We start from the raw sequence: 21,509 nt of genomic DNA on the forward strand, positions 1-21,509 counted from the left end.
GGGCTGGGCCTGGGGTTTCGGGTGGCGTGCTTCGGGCTGCTGGTGACCATGATAATGGCCACGGTGATGCACGTGAGCAAGGGCGACGGCTTCAACGACTACGCGCACGCGCTGGAGTCGGCGTTCGTGTTTCTGGGGCTGCTGCTGGCCGGGCCAGGCCGCTACAGCCTCGACGAGCGGCTGCGCGGCAGCCGGCAGCGTTAAGCCGCAGTGCGCAGCGGGGCGGCGCGTCCCCGCACCGCCCGGGCATCGTTCAGGCATCGCCCGGGGACGCGAAGCGCCGTTGCGCGCTACTTTCGCCCATGTTCTCGTTACTCCTTGCTTCGCTGCTGATGACCGCTCCCGCTCCCCTTCCCGCCCCCGAATGGCGGACCCCGTTTGAGGCCGGCGGGGGCAATACCACCGCCACTTACGCCGAGTGCATCGCCTACTACCAGCGGCTGGCCGCCGCCTATTCGCCGCACCTGCACCTGGCCGAAGCCGGCCCCACCGACGCGGGCCTGCCCCTGCACGAAGCGGTGCTGAGCGCCGACGGCGACGCCGACCCGGCCAGCACCCGCCGCAAAAACCGCCGCGTGCTCTTCATTCAAAACGGCATTCACCCCGGCGAACCCGAGGGCATCGACGCGAGCATGATGCTGGCCCGCGACCTGCTGCAGCAGAAGGCCCTGCGGAAGCTGCTGGCCGGCGTCACGGTCGTCATCGTGCCCGTATACAACGTGGACGGGATGCTCAACCGCAGCGCCACCAGCCGGGTGAACCAGAACGGCCCGGCCGAAGCCGGCTTCCGGGGCAACGCCCGGCACCTGGATTTGAACCGCGACTACGTCAAGCAGGACTCGCGCAACGCCCGCTCGTTTGCGGCGCTCTTTCAGAAATGGCAGCCCGATGTGTTCGTTGAGACGCACACCTCCAACGGTGCTGATTATCAGTACACGATGACGCTCATTGCCACCCAGCACAACAAGCTGGCCCCGGCCCTGGGCGCCTACCTGCAGCGCGAGCTGCTGCCGGCCTTATACCGGGGCATGGACAAAAAGAAGTGGCCGATGACGCCCTACGTGGACTTCGAGGGCCAGACGCCCGAGAGCGGCCTGCGCGCCTTTCTGGAAACGCCGCGCTACTCCACCGGCTACGCGGCCCTGTTCAACACCATCGGCTTCATGCCCGAGACGCACATGCTCAAGGCCTTCGGCCCCAGAGTGCACGCCACGTACGACTTCCTCAAAACCGTGCTTGAAACCGTGGGCCAGCAGGCCGCCACCCTGGCCGCCGCCCGCGCCGCCGCGCAGGCCGAGGTAGCCGCCCAAACCACCTTCCCCCTGGCCTGGACCCTGGACGCCACCGAGTTCGAAACCGTGCCGTTCCGCGGCTACGAGGGCCGCCTGAAGCCGAGCGCGGTGAGCGGCCAGCCCCGGCTCTACTACGACCGCGCCGCGCCCTTCACCCGGCCCGTGAAGCACTTCAACACCTACCGGCCCGCCGCCACCGCCCGCCGCCCCACCGCCTACCTCATCCCCCAGGCCTGGGCCGAAGTGGCGGACCTCCTGCGCCGCAACGGCGCCACGCTGGAGCCCCTGGCCCAGGACGTTACGGTGCCCGTGGAAATGTATTACCTCAACGAGTTTAAAACCTCCCCGCACCCGTTTGAGGGCCACTACGTGCACAGCCAGGTGCAGGTGCGGGCGGTAACGGAAACGGCTACTTTCCGCCGGGGCGACTACGTGGTATACCTGACCGCAGACGCCGCCCCCGTCCGCTACCTCGTCGAAACCCTGGAGCCGCAGGCCACCGACTCGTTCTTCGCCTGGGGCTTCTTCGACAGCGTGCTCCAGCAGAAGGAGCATTTCTCGGACTACGTGTTCGAGGACGTGGCCGCCGACCTGCTGGGCCGCGACCCGGCCCTGCGCCAGCGGCTGGAGAAGCTGAAAGCGGAAAACCCAACCTTTGCCGCCAGCGGCGCGGCCCAGCTGGAGTGGGTGTACCTAAACTCGGCCTACCACGAGCCCGGCCACAACCGCTACCCGGTGGCGCGCTGGCTGGGCCCGGGCCGGGTGGGTGGCTGAGCTGTTTGAATTCAGATTGGGGGTCGTCGAAACGCGGTAGCGGCGCACTGTTTTGCGTCTCGTCGTCCGCGCCACGGGCCCAAATCGTGCAAGGGCAAGACGCAAAATGGTGCACCGCTACCGCGTGCTGGCTAACACAAGCAGGTTCTGAAAGAGCGAAAGCCGTCTGCCCTGGTGGCCGGTTCACTGCCATATAGACGTATTCAGGGCCGGCCGTTGCCGGCCGGAGATTTGCGCCCTAGCTTTACGCTTGCTTGCGTCTACCTACCGCGGTGTTCTTTTCATTTTATGGCCTCTTTCTACGCGGAGCTGCACATTATGGGGCAACATTACCCCGTGCGCCACTGCTCCTACGCTTTCTCCCAAGCCACCGACAGCCGGGGCCGGGTCCTTGCGAAAACCCGCCACGGCCAAGTGGAACTGGTGCTCGACGTGCCCCACGAGGACGCCCTGCTGGACTGGGCCGCCGCCCCCGCCAAGCCCCTGGCCGGGCGCGTGGTGTTCTTCGAGACCAAGGGCGGGGCCGCCCGCGAAACCCTCTCGTGGGAAGCCGGCCACTGCGTGGGCTACCGCGAGGAGTTCGAAGCGGGCAACGCCGACCAGGGGGCCTACCGCTGCTTCCTGACCGTGGCCGCCCCTGAGCTGACGATGGCCCCCGGCGGGCCGGCCGCCTACGTGCGCCCCGCCGCCCGCGAGCACGGCAGCCCCCTGGCCGCGCTGGTGCCCTTGATGCCGCCGCTGCCCGCCGCCCTGCCCCTCAACAAGCAGGGCCGCTACGACGCGCGGATGCTGCTGATGCAGCGCGCCGGCACCGGCCTGGCCGCCACCCCCGACGAGGCCGCCCAAACCGCCCTCACCCGCCTCGCCCGCAACAACGTGGCCGTGGAGCGGGCCCGCCTCAGCGGCCACGTATACAGCAGCACAGCCGTGCCGCCCATCCCCGAACCCGAAGGCTGGCACATGCTCGACCCCAGCGAACTGGCCAAGAAGGGAGTGTCGCCCGAAATGCTGTTCGACCCCAAGTCCAACTTCAAGGCCGCGCTGTACGAGTCTTCTTTCGAGCGCCCGCCCAAGCTGGTCATCGCCTACAAAGGCACGGAGAACTTCTTTGGGAACGATGGCCGCGCTAACGTACTGCAAGGGGCCGGCTTGGAAAGTAAGCAGTATAATATGGCAATGAAGCTTGCGGATGCTGTCACGAAAAAAACTGACCCACTTGATGTCGAAACCACGGGCCACTCCCTGGGCGGGGGGCTGGCCAGCGCCGCCAGTGTCGTGACGGGGACCAAAAGCTACACGTTCAACTCCGCGGGCTTGCACGCGAACACGGTCGGACGCGAACCCTACGGCGTGTCGCGCCAGGAAATGCTGGAAAAAGGCGCGCTCATTGACGCCTACCGCTCCACGTCTGACCCGCTCAGCAACCTGCAAATGGCCTCAGTGGTGACCCGGGGCGTGGTCTTGCCCAAGGCGCTGGGCATCCCCCACGTTGTCACGCCCGCTCCGCAGTGGCAAAAAAAGCTGAGCGGGTTCCTCAACCCGGGCAAGGAACTTTGGGAGCGGGCCATGGACGGTCACGGGGTAAACCCGCAGATGGTGGAGCACATCGAGCACGAAAAAGACCAGGACACGGCCACCCTCACCCGGTTCATCACCCCATGACGATGCCGACGCTCCGACTCCTGGTCGCCTTGCGGGTTCGCCTGTCGGCCGCGCTGCGCCTGGGGGCGCTGTGTCTTCTTTTCCCCTTTCAACTGTTCGGCTGTATGCAAGCAGAGACCAACCCCATCTACAAAGAAGCGCCGGAGGCGTACTTCCCCGCCCCGCCCGCGCTGGACGTGGCCCGGGCCATCCGCCGCGACGACGTGGCCGCCCTGGACCAGCTCTTTGCCCGGCACCCGGGCCTGGACCCCAACCAAGAAGGGAATAAGGGCGTCACCTTCCTGCTCTGGGCCTATTCCCACCACCACGTCAAGGCGATGCGGGCCCTGGTAGCCCACGGGGCCGACGTCAACCGCCCGCTGCGCCTGCCCAACGAGCGGGGCGGCGTGGACGTGACCCACCTGGTCAACGTCGCCGCCGAGGGGCCCAAAGATGAATTGCTCGTCGCCCTGCTCGACCTCAAGGCCGACCCCAACGCCAAGGACGAACGCAAGGTCCCGGCCCTGCTCAACGCCATCTACATTAACAACTACAGCCGCATGAAGCTGCTGCTCGACCGCGGCGCCGACATCGACGCCGTCGACAGCGGGGGCTACACGGCGGCCAGCACCCTGGCCAGCCTCAACAACTTTGAACAAGTGCACTACCTGCTCGAACGCGGCGCCGACTGGCGCAAGGCCAACGGGGACGTGGCCCTGAGCACCCAGGAAAAGGACATTGGCAACGCCCAAAGCATCGCCTGGCAAATCAAGGTCAAGCACCTGCTCATGGCCAAAGGGGTCAAGTTCCCCGTGCCCTCCTCGGGGGCGGCCCGCTACCACGACATCCGCACGAAATGGGAGCAGACGCCCGAGGGCCGCGCCTGGCGCCTCAAGCTCGACGCGCTCGGCGCCCAGCCCGACATCGTGGGCAAGCCCTGGGTCAAGGAGGAGCTAGCAGCCCGCACAGCAATGCGCGCGTGGATGCAGCGCGAAGGCATTCCCTTCCCGCCCCTTTAAGCCATGCACTTCCCCGCTGTGCTCCTGCCCTACCTGTTCCCGCTGTTGAGCATGGGCAACCCCATCTACGAAGAAGCGCCGGATGCGTACTTCCCCGCCCCGCCCGCCTTGGACGTGGCCCGGCCCGACCGGCGGTTTGCCCGGCACCCGGGCCCGACCGCCAGCCGCGCAGAGAGCCGGGGCGGCCGGCGTAGTTTGGCCAACTGCTGGCGGTCACTTACCTTGCCTACGGTTCGGCTTGACGGCCGGGCATTTTTCTACCCACCAATTCATTTTCAAGCAGATGGCAAAGGTTAAGAACAACATTGTGACGCAGGGGCTGAGCGGGATGCTTGGCGGGCAGCTTGTGTTTCGGCAAACGAGCCGGGGCACCGAGGTGAGCGTGGCCCCGCAGGCGCCCACCGGCCCGCCCACGGCCGGGCAAACGGCCCAGCGCACCGAGTTTCAGCAGGCGGTTATTTACGCCAAGGGGCAAAACCAGGACCCAGCTGTGCAGGCGGCCTACGGCGCGGAGGCCAAGGCGCAGAATCTGAGCGTGTACAACGTGCTGCTGCGGGACTTCATGCAGGCCCCCAACATCACGGACGTGGACCTGGACGAGTACACGGGCCAGGTGGGCGAACTGATTGTCGTGACGGCCGACGACGACCACGCCGTGAAATCGGTAGCGGTGAAAATCGAGAACAGCGACGGTACCCTCGTGGAGGAGGGCCCCGCCCAGCGGCAGGCCGACCCCAACCTGTGGCACTACCGAACGACAGCCCCCAACGCCTCGCTGGCGGGCGACAAAATCACCGTCACGGCTACTGACAACCCTAACCACTCGACCATCGCCTCGCGGACCTTGTGATAATACAAAACCAGCCCGAGCCAGCGGGAACGGCGTCCGAACGAAGGAAGAACGAACGGGGAACGAACAAACCCCCTACTCGCGGACGGGGTGGGCGGCCGGCGCTGTCCTGGTAAAGTTTTATTTCGACGGTTTTAAAACGCCCCCGCGCCGGTTTGGCGCGGGGGCGTTTTGCGTGGGGGCTTGTATGGACGGGCACCCGCCGGTGGCAGCCCAGCTTAGCGGTACGCCCGGGGGGCGTAGCTTGCGCGGCTATTCGCTCTTAATCTATGCTTGCTACCTATTTGCACGCCCTGGCCGCGATTCGCGCCACGGGGGCGGCCACGGCCGAAACTTCTTACTACGGACCCCTCGAAAACCTGCTGAACGCGGCCGGGGCCGCCTTGAAGCCTCCCGTGCGGGCCGTGTTTCAGCTAGCCGACCTGGGCGCGGGGCGGCCCGACTTCGGCCTGTTTGCGGCCGGGCAGTTTGAGCGGCCCGCCGACGGCACCCCGCCCGAGCGCCGGGCCGGGGCACTGCCCGAGCGCGGGGCCGGCGAAGTGAAGGGGCCCGCCGAGTCGCTCGACCGGCTGCTGGCCGGCCGCCAAGTGAGCAAGTACTGGGACCGCTACCGGCAGGTACTGGTGACCAACCTGCGCCAGTTTGCCTTCGTGGCCGAAGGCGCCGACGGTTATCCCCTGCTGCTCGACTCGTTTACTCTGGCCGATACCGAGGCCGGCTTCTGGACCCTGTGCCACAGCGCTACGCCGCCCCCGGCGGCGCTGGCCACCGGCTTCGGGGCGTTTCTGGAGCGCTGCCTGCGCCACGCCGCCCCCCTCGACGAGCCTAAGGACCTGGCCTGGTTTCTGGCCGCCTTCGCCCGCGAAGCCCGCCAGCGCCTGGAGCTGGCTGACCCCGCCCACCTTGCCCCCCTGCGCACGGCCCTGGAAGAAACCCTGGGCGTGCGCTTCGAGGGGGCCAAGGGCGCCCGCTTCCTGCGGGCCACCGTGGTCCAGACGCTGTTCTACGGCGTGTTCAGCGCCTGGGTGCTGTGGCACCGCGACGGCGACGGGGCTTCGTTCTCGCCGGTTGCCTCACCCCCCCGGCCCCCCTCTCCTTCAGAGAGGGGGAAGCCTGACGCTTTTGTGCCTGCGTCGCCTGGCTCCCCCCTCTCTGAAGGAGAGGGGGGCCGGGGGGGTGAGGCTGCGTCAGGGGGCCGGCCCTTCACCTGGAGCGCCGCCCCCGACTACCTGCAGCTGCCCGTGATGCAGGTGCTATTCGAGCAGGTGGGGGCCCGCTCCTTTCTCCGGCGCGTGAACCTGCGCGACCTCCTCGACCGCACCGACCTGGTGCTGGCCCGCGTGAACCGGGAGCGGTTTTTCCGGCACTTCGCCGAGGCCGAGGCCATTCAGTACTTCTACGAGCCCTTTCTGGAAGCCTACGACCCGCAGCTGCGCAAGGAGCTGGGCGTGTGGTACACCCCGCCCGAGGTGGTGCGCTATATGGTGGCCCGCGTCGACTGGGCCCTGCGCACCCAGCTGCACCTGCCCGACGGCCTGGCCGACGAGCGCGTGGTGGTGCTGGACCCCTGCTGCGGCACCGGCGCCTTTCTGGTGGAAGTGCTGCGCCACATCGGGGCCACCCTCACGGCCCAGGGCGCCGGGGCGCTGCGGGCCGAGCAGTTGCGCCGGGCCGCCACCAGCCGCCTGTTCGGGTTCGAGATTCTGACGGCCCCCTTCGTGGTGGCCCACCTGCAGTTGGGATTGGCCCTGCGCGAGGCCGGCGCCCCCCTGCCCCCCGACGCCCGCGCCGCCGTGTACCTCACCAACGCCCTCACCGGCTGGGACCCCGCCCGCCACGAAAAACAGCTGCGCGTGGCCCTGCCCGAGCTGCAGGAAGAAGCCGAAATGGCCCGCCACGTGAAGCGCGAGGAGCGCATCGTGGTGGTCATCGGCAACCCGCCCTACGACGGCTACGCCGGCCTCAGCGCCCTGGGCTCGGAAGAAGACCGGCTGGCCGACGCCTACCGCCACCCCGCCCGCACGGCCCCGCCCCAGGGCCAGGGCCTGAACGACCTCTACATAAAATTCTTCCGCATGGCCGAGCGCCAGATTGCCGAGCGCAGCGGCCACGGCCTGGTCTGCTTCGTGGCCAACTACTCCTGGCTCGACGGCCTGAGCCACCCCGGCCTGCGCGAGCGGTTCCTCGAAGCCTTCGACGGCATTTGGGTCGACAACCTCAACGGCGACAAGTACGCCACCGGCAAAACCACCCCCGACGGCGCCCCCGACCCCTCGGTGTTCAGCACGCCCTTCAACCGCGAGGGCATTCAGGTGGGGGCCGCCGTGGCCCTGCTCGTGCGGGGCGAAACGCCCGCCCCGGCCCCCGCCGCCCCCGCCGCCCGCCCCGATGCCGTGGTGCACTACCGCGACTTTTGGGGCAAGCACAAGCGCCAGGAGCTGGCCGCCATCGCCGACGCGCCCGAGCCCACCGCCGGCCCGGCCTACACCACGCTGCTGCCCAACCCCGCCCTGGGCCTGCCCTTCAAGCCCCGCGCCGTGGAAGCCGAGTACCTGACGTGGCCCACGCTGCCGGAGGTGTTCCCGACTAGCTTCTCGGGGGTGCAAACCAAGCGGGATGAATTTGTCGTGGACATCGACCGCGAAGTGTTAGAGCGCCGAATGCTCCGCTACTTTGACGCTGCCGTTTCGGATGCTCAAATTGAAGCTGAGTTTCCGCGGGCAATGGAGAAGACGGAAAGATTCGACCCCGTTGCGACACGGCGGCAACTGGTGAGGCGCGGATTTCTGCCTCAATATGTGCGTCACTTCTTCTATCGTCCCCTGGATGTTCGTTGGGTATATTGGGAACCTGAGACAAGACTTTTAGGCGAGAAATCAGCTACCTATTTTCCTCATGTTTTCGAAGGAAATGCTTGGATTACCTCCCAGCAAAAGCCCCGACGCGAATGGTCGGAGCCGCAGTTTGCCACGGAGTTAGGCTGCCTTGATGTGATGGACCGGGGCGCCAGCTACTTTCCTCTCTACCTGGCGCCCGACATGTATTCCAACGGCGAGCGGCGCGAGAACCTGAGCAGCCGGGCCCGGGCCTACCTGGCCGCAGTGGGGGAAGGGGCCACGGCCGAAACCCTGTTTTACCACACCCTGGCCGTGCTGCACGCCCCGGCCTACCGCAATCAGAACGCGGGCGCCCTGCGCCAGGACTGGCCCCGCCTGCCCCTGCCGCCCGCCGCCGCCCTGCACGCCAGCGCCGCCCTGGGCCGGCAGGTGGCGGCCCTGCTCGACGTGCGCCAGCCGGTACCCGGCGTCACGCACGGGGCCATCGCCGCCGCGCTGCTGCCGCTGGGGGCCATGCGCCACCGCGCCGGGGCCGCCGAGCAGCTCGACTCGGCCGCCGGCCACTTCGGCCTGCGCGCCCGCTGGGGCACCCGCGCCAACGGCACCGTGATGCCCGGCAACGGCCGCACCTCCCCCACCCCCGATACGCCCGGCCACCTCGACGTGTGGCTGAACGACGACGCCTGCTGGGGCGCCGTGCCCGCCGCCGTGTGGGCCACCACCCTCGGCGGCTACCCCGTGCTCAAAAAGTGGCTCAGCTACCGCGCCGCCCCCGTGCTGGGCCGCGACCTGCGCTACGATGAGGTGCAGGAATTCACGCGCCTGGTGCGCCGGCTGGCCGCCCTGCTGGCCCTGGCCCCGGCCCTGGACACGGCCTACGCCGCCGGCCTGACGCCCACGGCCTTGCCCACCGCTGGTCAATCGTAGTGCGTGATGCAGGAAAAGCTACTCACAATCCGGCCCTTCAATACGTCGCGCTATCGGCGTTTCCGGCCCGGCGCCATTCCCACGCTCAAGCAGCACCAGTACCAGGTGCAGTCCGGCTACACCATCACCGGCGAAGCGCCCAAACAGTTCCTGCGCGTGTACGAGCACGAGCCCAACGGCACCTGTCGCAAAGCCAACCCCCGCACCTGGCCGCTGTACATCGCCAAAACAGCCAAGAAATGGTACCCCACCGAAAGCATTCTTGAGTACGCGCTCAATCAGCTGGGCCAGTGCTGGGAATTGCGCATGGCCCAGTCGCGGCTGGTGTGGGCCGGGGGTCAAGTCCGCTTTTTGAGCCGCTATTTTCTGCACCGCAAAGACTCCGAACTGGTGCACGGGGCCGACATTCTGGCCGACTACCTGAACGACCACGACCGGACGTTGGTCACGGAAATTGAGCAGCGCGGTTGGGAGCGGGAGCTGGTAACGGTGCAGCTGTTCAGCACCGCCCTGCGCTCGGTGTTCCCCGCCCACTACGCCGAGCTGCTGGCCGACTTCGTGCGCATGTTGCTCTTCGACGCCCTCGTGGGCAACTACGACCGACACTTTTATAACTACGGCGTTGTTCGGGACCTCACCGGTCGGCGCAAGCCGTGCTTCTCGCCCATCTACGACACGGCGCGGGGCTTGTTCTGGAACCAGCCCGAAGCCCGGTTGGTAGCTTTGCACCGTAAACCGAGGGAGGCCGAAGCGTTTCTACAGAAATACGTAGGCAAGTCCCAGGCTAAAATTGGCTGGGAAGGCGAGGCCAACATAACCCATTTCGACCTCGTACGGTTGTTAGTAAACACCGAAACGGGCTTATCAAAAGCCGAAATCACTGCCTTTTTCCACCCCCATCGGCTGACAGCTTCTCTTCAATTGCTCGACGCTAGATTTGGCGACCTGCTCAGCCCGGAACGGCTCGACTTCATGAAGCGCTGTTTGCAAGCCCGCTTCACCACTATTCTCAGCATCCTATGATGAACACCCTTAAATCGTGGTTCCGGCGGTTGACCCCCGACGCCGCGGCGCACATGGCCACCCCCCAGCACCAGTCCATGCGCTTTCAGCTGTGCCTACATCAGTTGGAAGTGGGGACTCTGCTGTTGCTCGACGGCGGCACCTGGCGGTTTGAGTACGCTGAGGCCTTTCGCCGCCAGCAGCACATCAAGCCCCTGGTGGGCTTTCCCGACGTGGCGAAGGTGTACCTCAGCGACCACCTGTGGCCGTTCTTTGCCAGCCGCATTCCCACCCCCGACCAACCTTACGTGCGGGAGCGTGCCCAGCACAAACAGCTGGACCTAAACAATCCGGCCGAGATGCTCCGAGAATTTGGCCAACGAACTATTACAAACCCTTACGCCTTGCAAGAGCTCGTCGAGGCATAAGTTTTGGTAGGCACCTTTAGATTTATCAGCCAGATTGTGAAAAAGCCCCGCGTACCGATTGGCACGCGGGGCTTTTGAAATAACCAGCATCCCGAGTGTTCTACCGCCGCTTGCGGGGCTTCTCCTCGTCGTCCTCGTCCTCGTCGTCCTCCCCGCCGAAGCTGGGCATGGTGAACATGGACGAGAGCAGGTCCTTGAATTGCGCGCCCGAGGTGAGGCGGTTGCGCGAAATCAGGCTGTGCTCGGCCAGGCCGTGCAGCAGGAATTCCATGAGGAAGTAGGTGTGCTCGGGCGTTTCCTTGGGGTGCAGCTCGGTCACGATGTCGCGCAGGCCGGGCACCTGGTCGAGGGCCTTTTTATAGTCGGCCGTGCTGGCGTCGTGCAGCAGGTCCAGCGTGTTGCCGTTGCCGAACCACTCCTGCACCGTTTTGTAGGGCGAGGGGCGGTTCTTGAGCTTCTTGCTCTTGTCGGGGTCGGGGTAATATTGCAGAAACAGCGTGCGGATGGCCTTGCCCATGAGCTTCTCGGCCACGATGCCGGCGCCCTCCTGCTCGCCCTCGTACACCAGCTCCACCTTGCCCGTGATGGCGGGCACGGCCGAAATAAAGTCGCCCACGCGCACGTAGGTGGTCTTTTCGCCGTTCACCAGCGCGCGCCGCTCAGCACCGGCCACCACCTGCTCGTAGGCCGAGATGGTGAGGCGGGCCGATACGCCCGACTTGGCATCCACGAACTCGGAGCCGCGGGCTTCCACGGCCACCTGCTCCACGAGGTCGTGGATGATTTCGTTGCTGGTCACCACACCCTTCTGCTCGTCCTTGATGCGGGCTTCCTGCTTGGTGATGCGCTTGCCGATTTCAATCGACTTGGGGTAGTGCGTGATAATCTGCGCGTCAATCCGGTCCTTGAGCGGCGTCACGATGCTGCCGCGGTTGGTGTAGTCCTCGGGGTTAGCCGTGAACACAAACTGAATATCCAGAGGCAGCCGCACCTTGAAGCCGCGAATCTGAATGTCGCCCTCCTGCAAAATATTGAACAGCGACACCTGAATGCGCGCCTGCAAGTCAGGCAGCTCGTTAATCACGAAAATCCCCCGGTGCGCCCGCGGAATCAGGCCGAAGTGAATCACCCGCTCGTCGGAGTACGGCAGCTTGAGCGTGGCCGCCTTGATGGGGTCGGCGTCGCCGATGAGGTCGGCCACCGACACGTCGGGCGTGGCCAGCTTCTCGGTGTAGCGCTCGTCGCGGTGCATCCAGGCCACGGGCGTATTGTCGCCGTGCTCGGCAATGAGGTTTTTGGCGAACACCGACAGCGGCTGCAAGGGGTCGTCGTTTAGCTCGGCACCGGCCACCACGGGCATCCACTCATCCAACAAATTTATCAGCAGCCGCGCAATGCGGGTTTTGGCCTGGCCACGCAAGCCCAGCAGGTTGATGTGGTGCCCGGCCAGGATGGCGCGCTGCAGGTCGGGAATCACGGTTTCATCGTAGCCGAAGATGCCGGGGAACACTTCTTCTTTGAGGCGGAGCTTGCGAATAAGGTTTTCGCGCAATTCGGCTTTGACAGTGCGGGGTTTATAGCCCGACTTTTTCAACTGGCCGAGGGTGGTGATGTGCTGCAAAGGGTTGGTTGGAAGCTGGTCGTTGGCCATGAAGGGGATTGTAGGGGGCCGGGCTTAACCCTGCCCGCCGTGTGAACAATGAATGGGGAAATAAACAGGATGCTGAACAACGCTTGCTCAACGATTTGGGCGGGGGCAGGCCCGGCCCTACAGCGTCTTGCGCCGGTTCTTCTTGTAATCCTCGAACACCAAGTGGCCCAACCCTTTCAGGCCGGAATAATACGCCTTGCCCTGGTTCACCTCCGTGAATTCCTCCACGAACTTTTGCAAGTACGGGTCTGAGGTAATCATGAACGTGGTGATAGGGATTTTGATGCGGCGGGCGGCGGCGGCCAGGTTCAAGGTCTTGTTCACCACTTTGCGGTCGAGGCCGAAGGCGTTTTTATAGTAGCCGTTGCCCTCCTTCAGGCAGGTGGGCTTACCGTCGGTAATCATGAAAATCTGCTTGTTCGGCGTTTTGCGCTTGCGCAGCAGGTCCATGGCCAGCTCCAGGCCGGCCACGGTGTTGGTGTGGTAGGGGCCGACTTGCAGGTAGGGCAGGTCCTTCACCTCAATCTGCCAGGCGTCGTTGCCGAACACGATGACGTCGAGGAAATCCTTGGGGTACTTCTGCTTCACCAGCTCGGCCAGGGCCATGGCCACCTTTTTGGCCGGCGTGATGCGGTCCTCGCCGTAGAGTATCATTGAGTGCGAGATGTCAATCATGAGCACGGTGCTGGTCTGGGACTTGTGCTCGTTCTCGCGCACTTCCAGGTCGCCCTCGGTCAGCATGAAGTCGTCGTCGCCGCTCAGGCCGTGGTTGAGCTGGGCGTTGCGAATGGATTCCGACATCTGAATCTGCTCCAGCGAGTCGCCGAAGCGGAACTCGCGCAGGTCGGTGCTCTGCTCGTCGCCCTGGCCGGTGTGGGGGGTGCGGTGGTTGCCGGTGCTGCTCTTTTTCAGCTTACCGAAAATCTCCTCCAAGGCGCTCTTGCGGATGCCCTGCTCGGTTTTGGGCGTAATCTTGAACTCGCCCTTTTCCTGCTCGTTTTCGTCGATGTAGCCCTTTTTCTTCAGGTCATCGATGAAGTTGCCCATGCCGTACTGGTCGTCGGTGAGGCCGTACTGCTTGTCGAGCTCGTTGAGCCACTGCAGGGCCTCGCCCACGTCGCCGGAGGTGATGGTAACGAGCTGCATGAACAGCTTAAACAAGGATTCAAAGCCCTTCTCGGGCTGGTCTTCGGGCACAAAATCGCGGAAGCGGAAGCCAACAGCCATAATAATCAGTGAACAGTTATCAGTTAGCAGGGAACGGTGCCGGGCGGGAAAACAGGTATTTCCCCCAGCCGGTTGCCGGGCCGGAAAACAACGCCGCCGCGGGCAATGTTCAATCGGGGTCCCGGGGACTTTGGGGATTGGGGACGTGGTGCTCATTCCGCATTCCACCAGCCCGCAAGTTCCCAGACCCGAAGTTCCCAAGCCCCTAAGTCCTTAGCACATGAAAGCCATCTGGAACAACACCGTCATCGCCGAGAGCGACAACACCGTGGTTGTCGAAAACAACCACTACTTCCCCGCCGACTCCATTAAGAAGGAATTCTTCGAGGACAGCATCGCCCAAACCACCTGCCCCTGGAAAGGCCGCGCCAGCTACTACTCCCTCAACGTGGCCGGCCAGCAAAACAAGGACGCCGCCTGGTACTACCCCGAGCCCAAGGACGCCGCCAAGGAAATCCAGGGCCGCGTGGCCTTCTGGAAAGGCGTGAAAGTGGAGAAGTAAGCCGTAAGCAAGTGTGAAGGCCGCCCGCCGTGTTGAGCGGAGCGAAGCAGCTTATCCCCGTCGGACAAATTGTTGACGCGTGATAAGCTGCTTCGTTCCGCTTAACACGGCGGCTTGTTGTCCGCTAAATATCTGCTAAATATCTGCGCAAGAATCGGGTTTTTTCGGCCCTGGCTAGTCTCGAAATTTGTAGTCAATCAGCCCCACTGCCATGACGGACTACCAACGCATCGCCGCCGCGCTCGCCTACGCCGGCGCCAACTTTCAGGACCAGCCCAGCCTGGAGCAACTGGCCGAGCACGCCCACTGGAGCCCGTTTCACTTCCAGCGCAAATTTCAGGAATGGGCTGGCGTGTCGCCCAAGAAGTTTCTGCAATACCTGAGCCTGGCCCACGCCAAGCGCCTGCTGCGTCAGCACGCCTCCGTGGCCGAGGCCGCCTACGAAACCGGTCTCTCCGGCACCGGCCGCCTCCACGACTTGTTCGTGACCCTGGAAGCCATGACGCCCGGCGAATACCGCCACGGCGGCGCCGCGCTGGCCATTGCCTACAGCTTCGGCGAAAGCCCGTTCGGACGCTACCTGGTGGCGTCCACGGCCACCGGCATCTGCAAGCTGGCGTTTGTGGATGACGAGGACCTGGCCGTGGCGGCGCTGCGGCAAGAGTGGCCCCACGCAAATCTAATCGCGGCCGATACTGCGTTGCACGCGCAAGTGGCCCGGTTTTTCGCCCGCGACTTCACGCCCGCCGACCGGCTGCACCTGCACCTCAAAGGCACGCCGTTCCAACTCAAAATCTGGGAATCCCTGCTGCGCATCCCCGAGGGGGAACTGCGCACCTATGCCCAGCTAGCCGACGCGGCCGGCAGCGGCAGCGCCGTGCGGGCGGCGGGCACGGCCATCGGGGCCAACCCGGTGGGCTACCTCATCCCCTGCCACCGCGTGATTCGGCAAACCGGCGCGCTGGGCCAGTACCGCTGGGGCAGCGTGCGCAAGGCGGCATTGCTGGGCTGGGAGGCGGCGCGGGTGGAAAGCGGTTTGCTTGCGCGCGCAGCATGAACCAGAATTAGGTGGGCGGTTTTCAAATCAGCGTCCACGGCGCGACCGGCGAAACCTCACGAAACCCCTGCGGGGCGGGGAGCCAAGCAGCCCGTACGCGGACCGAAAAACTGCTCTGATTGGGCGGTTGGGAGCGGCCCGGCGGCCGACCGGCGGATAGGCGGTAGCAAAGTCATACGCCCGGCAATCCTCAATTTAAAACCTGAAATTGACGGAATCCGCGGGGTAGCTTTAGCTTTGATGCAAGGGGCGTTCTACCAGAGGCCCCTTGCAAATGAGTGAAAGGTCCCATTCCTGTCCCGCCGGTCTCGTCGGTCGGCTATTTCCTCGCACCCATGGCCACTGCTTGGTTGGGCAAAACCCGTCCCGAAACCGCTACGTTGCTGCTGAGGCTGTTCCTGGGCGCGGTTCTCATTTACGGCACGCAGGACAACGTCTTCCACCACGGCCGCATGGTGGAGTTTCGCGACTTTCTGGCGCAGCACCATTTCCCTTACCCGATGCTCAGCGCCCACCTCTCGGCCTGGGCGCAGTTTGGTTGTGGGTGGCTGCTGGTAGCAGGCGTGGCCACGCGCGCGGCCGCGCTGGTCGTCGTGGGCAATTTCCTCGTTGCGTTGGTCATGGTGCACCAGGGGCTTCCATTCAACCAGAATATTGCTCCCCTGGCCATGTTAATAGGCGGGGTGTATTTCTTGCTGCACGGACCCGGCCGGTACTCTTTGGCTGAGTACTTAGCCAGACGGAGCACCCAGGTTCCCCCCGTGGACCGCTTGTAAGGGAGCCGCCAGCAAGCCGGTCCGCCCTGTGAAGACTGAGAGGAGTTTGCCAATGAGCGTAGCCTAGTCGAAACGACTGCCCCGTTCGCCACGCCCGCCAAAGCGTGGTATGCTGATTGCCGGGTTTTGAATTGCAGGTTGTTGAGCGCGAGCTTCCATCATCGCGCTGAAGCACCACGCACCAACCGCCCGGTCCAGAAAACTACAGTCGTTTTCAGGTTCGTGTACACGGAGTGGCCGGGAAACCTCACCCCCGGCCCCTCTCCCGCGGAGAGGGGAGTCGGACGACCAACACACCAACCGCCCGGTCCAGAAAACTAGTAATTCAACTTTCAAGACTCACCCCTGCTCAGCCAATCCAGCGGAACTGGTACTCCAGTTTGGGCACGGGCATGCGGTCGGCCACGCGGCGCAGGCGGCTGGGCAGGGCCATGAGGTAGTCGCGGGCTTTTTCGGCGGCGCCGGTGAGGCCGGTGCGGTGCTCGATTTTCCAGTCGTGGATGAGTGAGTCGAGGATGTCGGTGTAGTCGGCGCTGGTGTACACGCCTAGGCGCTGGGCGGCGTCGGTGAAGTGGCCGAAGGTCTTGCCCATTTCAATGCCCATTTCGCGCATGTAGTGGGCCGGCATCACAATTTTCTTGCGCATCATGTCCTCGAAAGCCAGCATCATTTCGCTGGGGTCCACCTCAAAAATCTTGTCGACAAACGTCTTGTAGACGCGGGCGTGGCGGTTTTCGTCGCCCGCAATCATGCCGCAGATTTTTGAGAGCTGGTCGTCGCCGGCGGTGCGGGCGAGCTGGCCCACCCGGCGGTGCGAGATGTTGGTGGCCTGCTCCTGGTAGCTCGTGTACACGAACGAACGGTACGGGTCGTGGGCGGTGCCGAGGTCGAAGCCGTCGTTGATGAGGTACTGGGTGCTCACCTCAAACTCGCGCATGTTCACGCGGCCGCTCAGGTAGAGGTAGCGGTTGAGCAAGTCGCCGTGGCGGTTTTCCTCGGCCGTCCAGCCCCGAATCCACTCGGCCCAGCCGTTGCCGCGGTCGCGGTTCAGCCCGTCGATTTCGTGGAACCAGGCCTCGTAGTTGGGCAGGGCTTCCTCGGTGATGGTGTCGCCGATGAGCACGGCCAGCAGGTCGTAGCTGAGGTTTGACGCCTTTTCGCGCAGCTCCTTCACCTGGTCGAAAAACGAGTCGAGGCGCGGGTCCGGCAAAAAGTCAGCGGGCTGCCAGCTGTCTTCCACGCTCTTGAGAAAGGAGCTCATGTTGTCTTTGAGGAAGCTTTCGAGGTGCTGCAAAACTTCCCCGCGGGAAGTCATCGTGGACGTAAGCATAGGATGAGGTATAAACCGTGAATAATTAGGCTAGAGCAGCTCTCAGGTCAAAGTGTAGTGCGCGGCCGGCAAACCTTCCCGGACGGAACCCCTGCGGGACCGCGGGGCGGCCCCCTCTCCACCAGGGAGAGTAGCCGAGAAGCCCATGCTTTGACCTGAGAACTGCTGTAGAAACGATTTCACCGGGCAAAGGTCTGTGGTTAAAGCGCGGAGCAGGGTATAAGATTATGGCATTACGAAGCACGGGACGGACCATCCGCCCGCGGCGCGCCCCGAAACTAGATTTTTCCGGGAGGTCGGTTCGGGTCCTCAGCGCGACGCTGGGCGGTAAAAGCGCAGAGTAGAATCAGCCGCGAGTCCCGCCGCGGGCCGCAGCACCGCTGCCGGGCCCGGCTGGGCCCCGTACCGGAAGCGGCGGTTCAGCCACCGCGCGGTTTCGGCCGAAAGCAGCCACCGCGTGCCGCGACCGGGTGCGGTGAGGCGGCGCAGGCACTCGGTCTGGTCGGGGGTGCCCGCCAGGTGTTGGCGCAGCCGGGCCTGGGACGGGTCGTGCGCCGGCCAGCCGGTGAGCACCAGCAACGGACCGGGACCGGGGGTGTACACGCGAAAGGGCGACAGGCTTTTGAGCAAATCGTTGGTGCCCGCCAGCACCCGTACCCGGGGGCCGGGCAGGCGGCTGAGTTCGGCCCAGGCCCGCTCGTGGCGGCGCTGCTCCCGGCCCAGCACCTGCCGGCGGTGCAAGGTTTTGGCCCCGTACACGAGCACCACCGCGGCAGCCGCCGCGCCGCCCGCCCGCCAGAGCGGGCCGAAGTCGGAGCCCGGCCCCGCTACGAGCCGGCCGTCAGCCGCCGGATTGCGGGCCGAGGCGGCCGGGCGCAGCACAAAAACCAGGTTGGTCAGCAGCCAGAAGTCGAGCAGGGGCAGTTCCAGCCGGGGCGGCAGCTTAAGCACGCCCGCGAATACCGCCAGAGCACCCACGTAACCAAGCTGCACCAGCCAAAACCCACCCTGCGCGCCCTTCAGACGCAGCTTGAACGCCGCCGTTGCCGCCAAAGCCAGCAGCAGCGGGAAATAGTCGCGCACCAGCAGCCCGGCCCGCAACCGGAGTTTGGTCGGCACTTCCCGGCCGTAAAAGTCGGCCGCATCGAAGCGATACGCCCGGCGGCACAGCGCCTCGTTCACGAGCGTGGCGTCGCCCATCAGCCAGAGGCCAAGGGCCGCCGTGCCCAGGCTGTCGGCCGGGGTGCGCGGCTGCGGGCGCAGCTGGTCGAAATCCAGCACCCGGGCGTAGTAGCCGTCCCGCACCTGGGCGCGGGTTTCGGCGGGGGGCCGCCGGGCGGCGGCCGCGCCGTAGGCCAGCACCAGGCCCGCGGCCGCGCCCAGCACCAGGGGAGCCGCGCGGCGCCAGCTGCCGGCCAGCAGCAGCGCCGCGGGCAGCGCCGCCCCGAACCCCACCACCGCCAGGCTGGGCCGCATAAGCCACGCCGCGCCCAGGCCCAGCAGCCCGATGGCCAGCGCCCCGCGCCGGGTGGGCCGCTGGGCGGCGTAGAGCACGGCGGCCCCCGCCAGCGTGAGGGCCACGCGTACATAGCTGAACCACAGCCAGTGCTCCAGCCAGGCCACGCCGAAAAACACCAGCAGCACCAGCACCAGGGATGCCGGCCGCAGCCAGGGCCGCAATAGCCGGTCCAGCACCGCAAACACCAGCGCCGTGGCTCCAAACAGCAGCCCGCCCAGCAGCCCGCCCAACCACGGCACGCCGGGCCAGGCGGCGTACGCCGCCGCCAGCCCGTGCCCGTAGCCGTGGAAATACAGCGGCACGGCGGGCACCGGCCCCAGGGCCAGCACCCCCGAAAAGAGCCAGGCCAGGGAGGTGTCGTCGCTGGCTTCGCAGTAGCTGCCCAGGCCCGCCACGGTGCCCAGCACCAGGACTAAAGGCAGCAGAACAACGCGGCCCACAACGGCTAAACGAATATTCCTGAGCACGGAAATGCGAAGTAAATTCACCCTAGAGGAGTTTCAGGGTAAGTAGATGGGGTGCCGCCCGTCGTGGAACAGAAACCGTCCCCTCGGCGCGGGGCACGGGCGGGGGCCCGCGCCGAGGGGACGGTGCTCGGCCCGGACGGCGAAAACGCAGGAATGAACGGCGTCCGACGGCATCAGGCCTGCCAAAACCGCATTTCGAGCGAGACGCGGGTGGCGTCGTGGTTCAGATTGGCGGCGGCGCCGTGCAGCAGGTAGGGCGAGAACACCAGCACTTCGGCGGGCCCCGGGTTGGGGCGGATGATGGTGAGCGGGCGCACGGGACGCAGCACGCCCGGCACGGTGTAGGGCACGCCGTGGTAGATGGCGCCCCCCGCGGTGCGTTCCACCGCGCTTTCGGGCCAGTGGTGGCTGCCGGGCACGAGCGTGAGCGAGGAGCGGGCGGTGCTGCCGGCCACGGGCAGGTAGATGTTCAGGGCGTCGTGGTAGCGGGGCAGCCAGGCGTCGCGGTGCAGGGGGTTGTGGTCGGCGCGGTTGGGCCGCACGATGCGCAGGTGGAACACGGCTTCGCCCACGTGCGGGTTGTGGGCCCGCACCGCCTGGCCACAGGCAGCCCCCACCAGCCCTTCGAGCAGGGCGGGCGCCACGGGCAGGCGGCTCAGGTCGTAGGCCTTGGTTTGGGCAATGACGGCCAGGTGCCGGGCCGGGTCCTCGCCCACCGCGTGGTGGTAGTGCCGGATGTCAAAATCGGGCCCCACCGGGCAGTCGGCCGCCCGCAGGGCCTGGCGCAGCAGGTCGGCCAAGCCCGCTTGCAGCGCCTGCTGCGCGGGGGCGGGCAGGCCCGGCACCACGGCAAAGCCCGGTGCCGCCCAGGGCGCCAAAGCGCTCAGGTCGGTATCCTGCGCCAGCAACACCAAATCATTGGGGGCCGTGGTGCGCGCGCCCTCTACCCGGTACGCCACCGGCTCGCCATTGAGGTGCAGGTGGTCGAAGGGCGCTGCATCGGCCGACGGGTCGGAAGGGGTCATGGGCGACGCGGGCTGGGAAGGTTTGGGGCTCGGAAATTTATCAAAATTAACCCCCAATCGACAGACGTACCTTACTCCAGGCGGCCAGGGCCCGGTCGAGCAGCGCGGGCGGGGCGGCGGCGCGCAGCAGCCGGAACAGCGCCCGCACCTCGGCGTGGCGGTGGCGGCGGGCGGCCTGGCGCAGCTCCCAGCGCAGCCGGGTGGCCAGGGCGACGCGCTCGGCCGGGGTGCGGACCAAGGCCAGCGCCTTTTCGCAGACGCGGATAGTGGAGGTCAGGAACGGGTCGTGGCGGCGGTAGGCCCGGCGGCCCAGGCTGCGCGGGTGCCGGCGCTTGCGGGTGGTAACCTCGTCGAGGTACAGAAACTGCCACTCCCGGCTGGCCCGCACCCAGAAGTCGAAGTCCTCGTAGGCCAGCGCCTCGTCGTAGCCGCCCAACTGCTGGAGGCAGGCCCGGCGCATCATCATGGTGGGCGTGCTGATGAAGTAGCGGCGCAGCACTTCGGCAAATACCCAGCCGCTGGCGGGCGCCGGCCGCCGGCCGCCGTGGCCGTCGGGCCGGTGGTGCAGGCCCAGCGGCCGACCCGCCGCATCTATCAGTTCGGCGTTGGAATAGACCATGCCCACCAACGGGGCCGCCCCCCGGAACGCCGCTACCTGCTGGCTGACCCGGTTGGGCAAAAGCACGTCATCGGTGGCAAAGTCAATGACAAACTCGCCCCGACTTCGCCGGAAAGCCTGGTTGAAGGCGCGGCAGTTGCCCACGTTTTCGGGCAGCAGCAGCAGGTGCCAGGCGGGGTATCGGGCGGCGTACTCGCGCAGCGTGGCGGCGCTGCCGTCGGTGCTCGCATCGTCCACCAGCCACACCTCCAGGTTGGAATACGTTTGGCTAAGAATGGAGTCCAGCGCCTCGCGCAGAAACGACGAGTGGTTGTGGCACAGCGCCACAATGGTAACGACGGGCGCGGACGCGGACGCTGCGCTTGCGGACGCTGCGCTTAATGAGGAATGAGGAATGAGGAATGAGGAATTATCCACGGCGTTGAAGCCGCAAAGCAACCAAAGAAAAATTCCTCATTCCTCATTCCTCATTCCTCATTCCTCATTCCTCATTCCTCATTCCTCATTCCTCATTCCTCATTCCTCATTCCTCATTCCTCATTCCTCATTCCTCATTCCTCATTCCT

General features: G+C 65.7%; 17 protein-coding genes and 1 pseudogene. 12 read left to right on the forward strand and 6 right to left on the reverse strand.

Annotated features, from left to right (window positions below; all coding sequences use genetic code 11):
• From RMO51_RS16900 to RMO51_RS16940, 9 genes and pseudogenes are all read left to right on the forward strand, one after another.
• Positions 1 to 204: pseudogene (locus RMO51_RS16900) on the forward strand (DoxX family protein); the annotation flags it as partial.
• Positions 205 to 302: 98 nt separating this feature from the next.
• The gene (locus RMO51_RS16905) at positions 303 to 2,066 is read left to right on the forward strand and encodes a M14 family metallopeptidase (protein WP_310396603.1); all 1,764 of its coding nucleotides are present in this window, start codon (positions 303 to 305) and stop codon (positions 2,064 to 2,066) included.
• Positions 2,067 to 2,354: 288 nt separating this feature from the next.
• Entirely contained in the window at positions 2,355 to 3,728 is a 1,374-nt protein-coding gene (gene tssD / locus RMO51_RS16910; protein ID WP_310396605.1) for a type VI secretion system tube protein TssD, read from the forward strand.
• A 2-nt stretch (positions 3,729 to 3,730) separates the two neighbouring features.
• Positions 3,731 to 4,726, forward strand: a complete 996-nt coding sequence (locus tag RMO51_RS16915) for an ankyrin repeat domain-containing protein (RefSeq protein ID WP_310396607.1) — start codon at positions 3,731 to 3,733, stop codon at positions 4,724 to 4,726.
• A 3-nt stretch (positions 4,727 to 4,729) separates the two neighbouring features.
• Positions 4,730 to 5,023: a hypothetical protein gene (locus RMO51_RS16920; protein WP_310396608.1), complete on the forward strand. Its 294-nt coding sequence runs from the start codon at positions 4,730 to 4,732 to the stop codon at positions 5,021 to 5,023.
• Positions 5,010 to 5,576, forward strand: coding sequence for a hypothetical protein (locus RMO51_RS16925; RefSeq protein ID WP_310396609.1), 567 nt, complete (start codon positions 5,010 to 5,012; stop codon positions 5,574 to 5,576). The genes RMO51_RS16920 and RMO51_RS16925 overlap by 14 nt, the downstream gene beginning before the upstream one ends.
• 269 nt (positions 5,577 to 5,845) lie before the next feature.
• Entirely contained in the window at positions 5,846 to 9,340 is a 3,495-nt protein-coding gene (locus RMO51_RS16930; RefSeq protein WP_310396611.1) for a type ISP restriction/modification enzyme, read from the forward strand.
• Between the two features lie 6 nt (positions 9,341 to 9,346).
• Positions 9,347 to 10,363, forward strand: a complete 1,017-nt coding sequence (locus RMO51_RS16935) for a HipA domain-containing protein (protein WP_310396614.1) — start codon at positions 9,347 to 9,349, stop codon at positions 10,361 to 10,363.
• Positions 10,360 to 10,770, forward strand: a complete 411-nt coding sequence (locus RMO51_RS16940) for a HipA N-terminal domain-containing protein (protein ID WP_310396615.1) — start codon at positions 10,360 to 10,362, stop codon at positions 10,768 to 10,770. The genes RMO51_RS16935 and RMO51_RS16940 overlap by 4 nt, the downstream gene beginning before the upstream one ends.
• A gap of 100 nt (positions 10,771 to 10,870) precedes the next feature.
• On the opposite strand, the gene RMO51_RS16945 is transcribed toward RMO51_RS16940, so the two are convergent.
• Together RMO51_RS16945 and RMO51_RS16950 are read right to left on the reverse strand one after the other, a co-directional pair.
• A complete protein-coding gene (locus RMO51_RS16945) occupies positions 10,871 to 12,421 on the reverse strand; it encodes a sigma 54-interacting transcriptional regulator (RefSeq protein WP_310396616.1) in 1,551 nt (516 codons plus the stop codon).
• 117 nt (positions 12,422 to 12,538) lie between these two features.
• Positions 12,539 to 13,648 (reverse strand): VWA domain-containing protein, encoded by a 1,110-nt coding sequence (locus RMO51_RS16950; RefSeq protein ID WP_310396619.1) that lies wholly within the window; start codon positions 13,646 to 13,648, stop codon positions 12,539 to 12,541.
• 220 nt (positions 13,649 to 13,868) lie between these two features.
• Between RMO51_RS16950 and RMO51_RS16955 the strand changes: the two genes are divergently transcribed.
• From RMO51_RS16955 to RMO51_RS16965, 3 genes are all read left to right on the forward strand, one after another.
• Positions 13,869 to 14,150, forward strand: a complete 282-nt coding sequence (locus RMO51_RS16955) for a DUF427 domain-containing protein (RefSeq protein ID WP_310396621.1) — start codon at positions 13,869 to 13,871, stop codon at positions 14,148 to 14,150.
• A gap of 211 nt (positions 14,151 to 14,361) precedes the next feature.
• Entirely contained in the window at positions 14,362 to 15,207 is an 846-nt protein-coding gene (locus tag RMO51_RS16960; protein WP_310396623.1) for a methylated-DNA--[protein]-cysteine S-methyltransferase, read from the forward strand.
• Positions 15,208 to 15,542: 335 nt separating this feature from the next.
• Complete coding sequence (locus RMO51_RS16965) at positions 15,543 to 15,983, forward strand: DoxX family protein (protein WP_310396624.1); 441 nt, start codon at positions 15,543 to 15,545, stop codon at positions 15,981 to 15,983.
• A 349-nt stretch (positions 15,984 to 16,332) separates the two neighbouring features.
• Here the strand turns inward: RMO51_RS16965 and RMO51_RS16970 are convergent, their stop codons facing one another.
• The 4 genes from RMO51_RS16970 to RMO51_RS16985 form a co-directional block, all read right to left on the reverse strand.
• The gene (locus RMO51_RS16970) at positions 16,333 to 17,313 is read right to left on the reverse strand and encodes an acyl-ACP desaturase (RefSeq protein WP_310396626.1); all 981 of its coding nucleotides are present in this window, start codon (positions 17,311 to 17,313) and stop codon (positions 16,333 to 16,335) included.
• Positions 17,314 to 17,622: 309 nt separating this feature from the next.
• Positions 17,623 to 19,272, reverse strand: a complete 1,650-nt coding sequence (locus tag RMO51_RS16975; protein WP_310396628.1) for a hypothetical protein — start codon at positions 19,270 to 19,272, stop codon at positions 17,623 to 17,625.
• A gap of 200 nt (positions 19,273 to 19,472) precedes the next feature.
• Positions 19,473 to 20,324, reverse strand: a complete 852-nt coding sequence (locus RMO51_RS16980) for a phytanoyl-CoA dioxygenase family protein (RefSeq protein WP_310396629.1) — start codon at positions 20,322 to 20,324, stop codon at positions 19,473 to 19,475.
• Between the two features lie 46 nt (positions 20,325 to 20,370).
• Positions 20,371 to 21,360 carry a glycosyltransferase gene (locus tag RMO51_RS16985; RefSeq protein ID WP_310396631.1) on the reverse strand — a complete coding sequence of 330 codons (990 nt, stop codon included), beginning with the start codon at positions 21,358 to 21,360 and terminating at the stop codon, positions 20,371 to 20,373.
• Between the last annotated feature and the right edge of the window lie 149 nt (positions 21,361 to 21,509).

The sequence above is a fragment of the Hymenobacter sp. genome (genome assembly GCF_031398885.1).
Taxonomy (GTDB): domain Bacteria; phylum Bacteroidota; class Bacteroidia; order Cytophagales; family Hymenobacteraceae; genus Hymenobacter.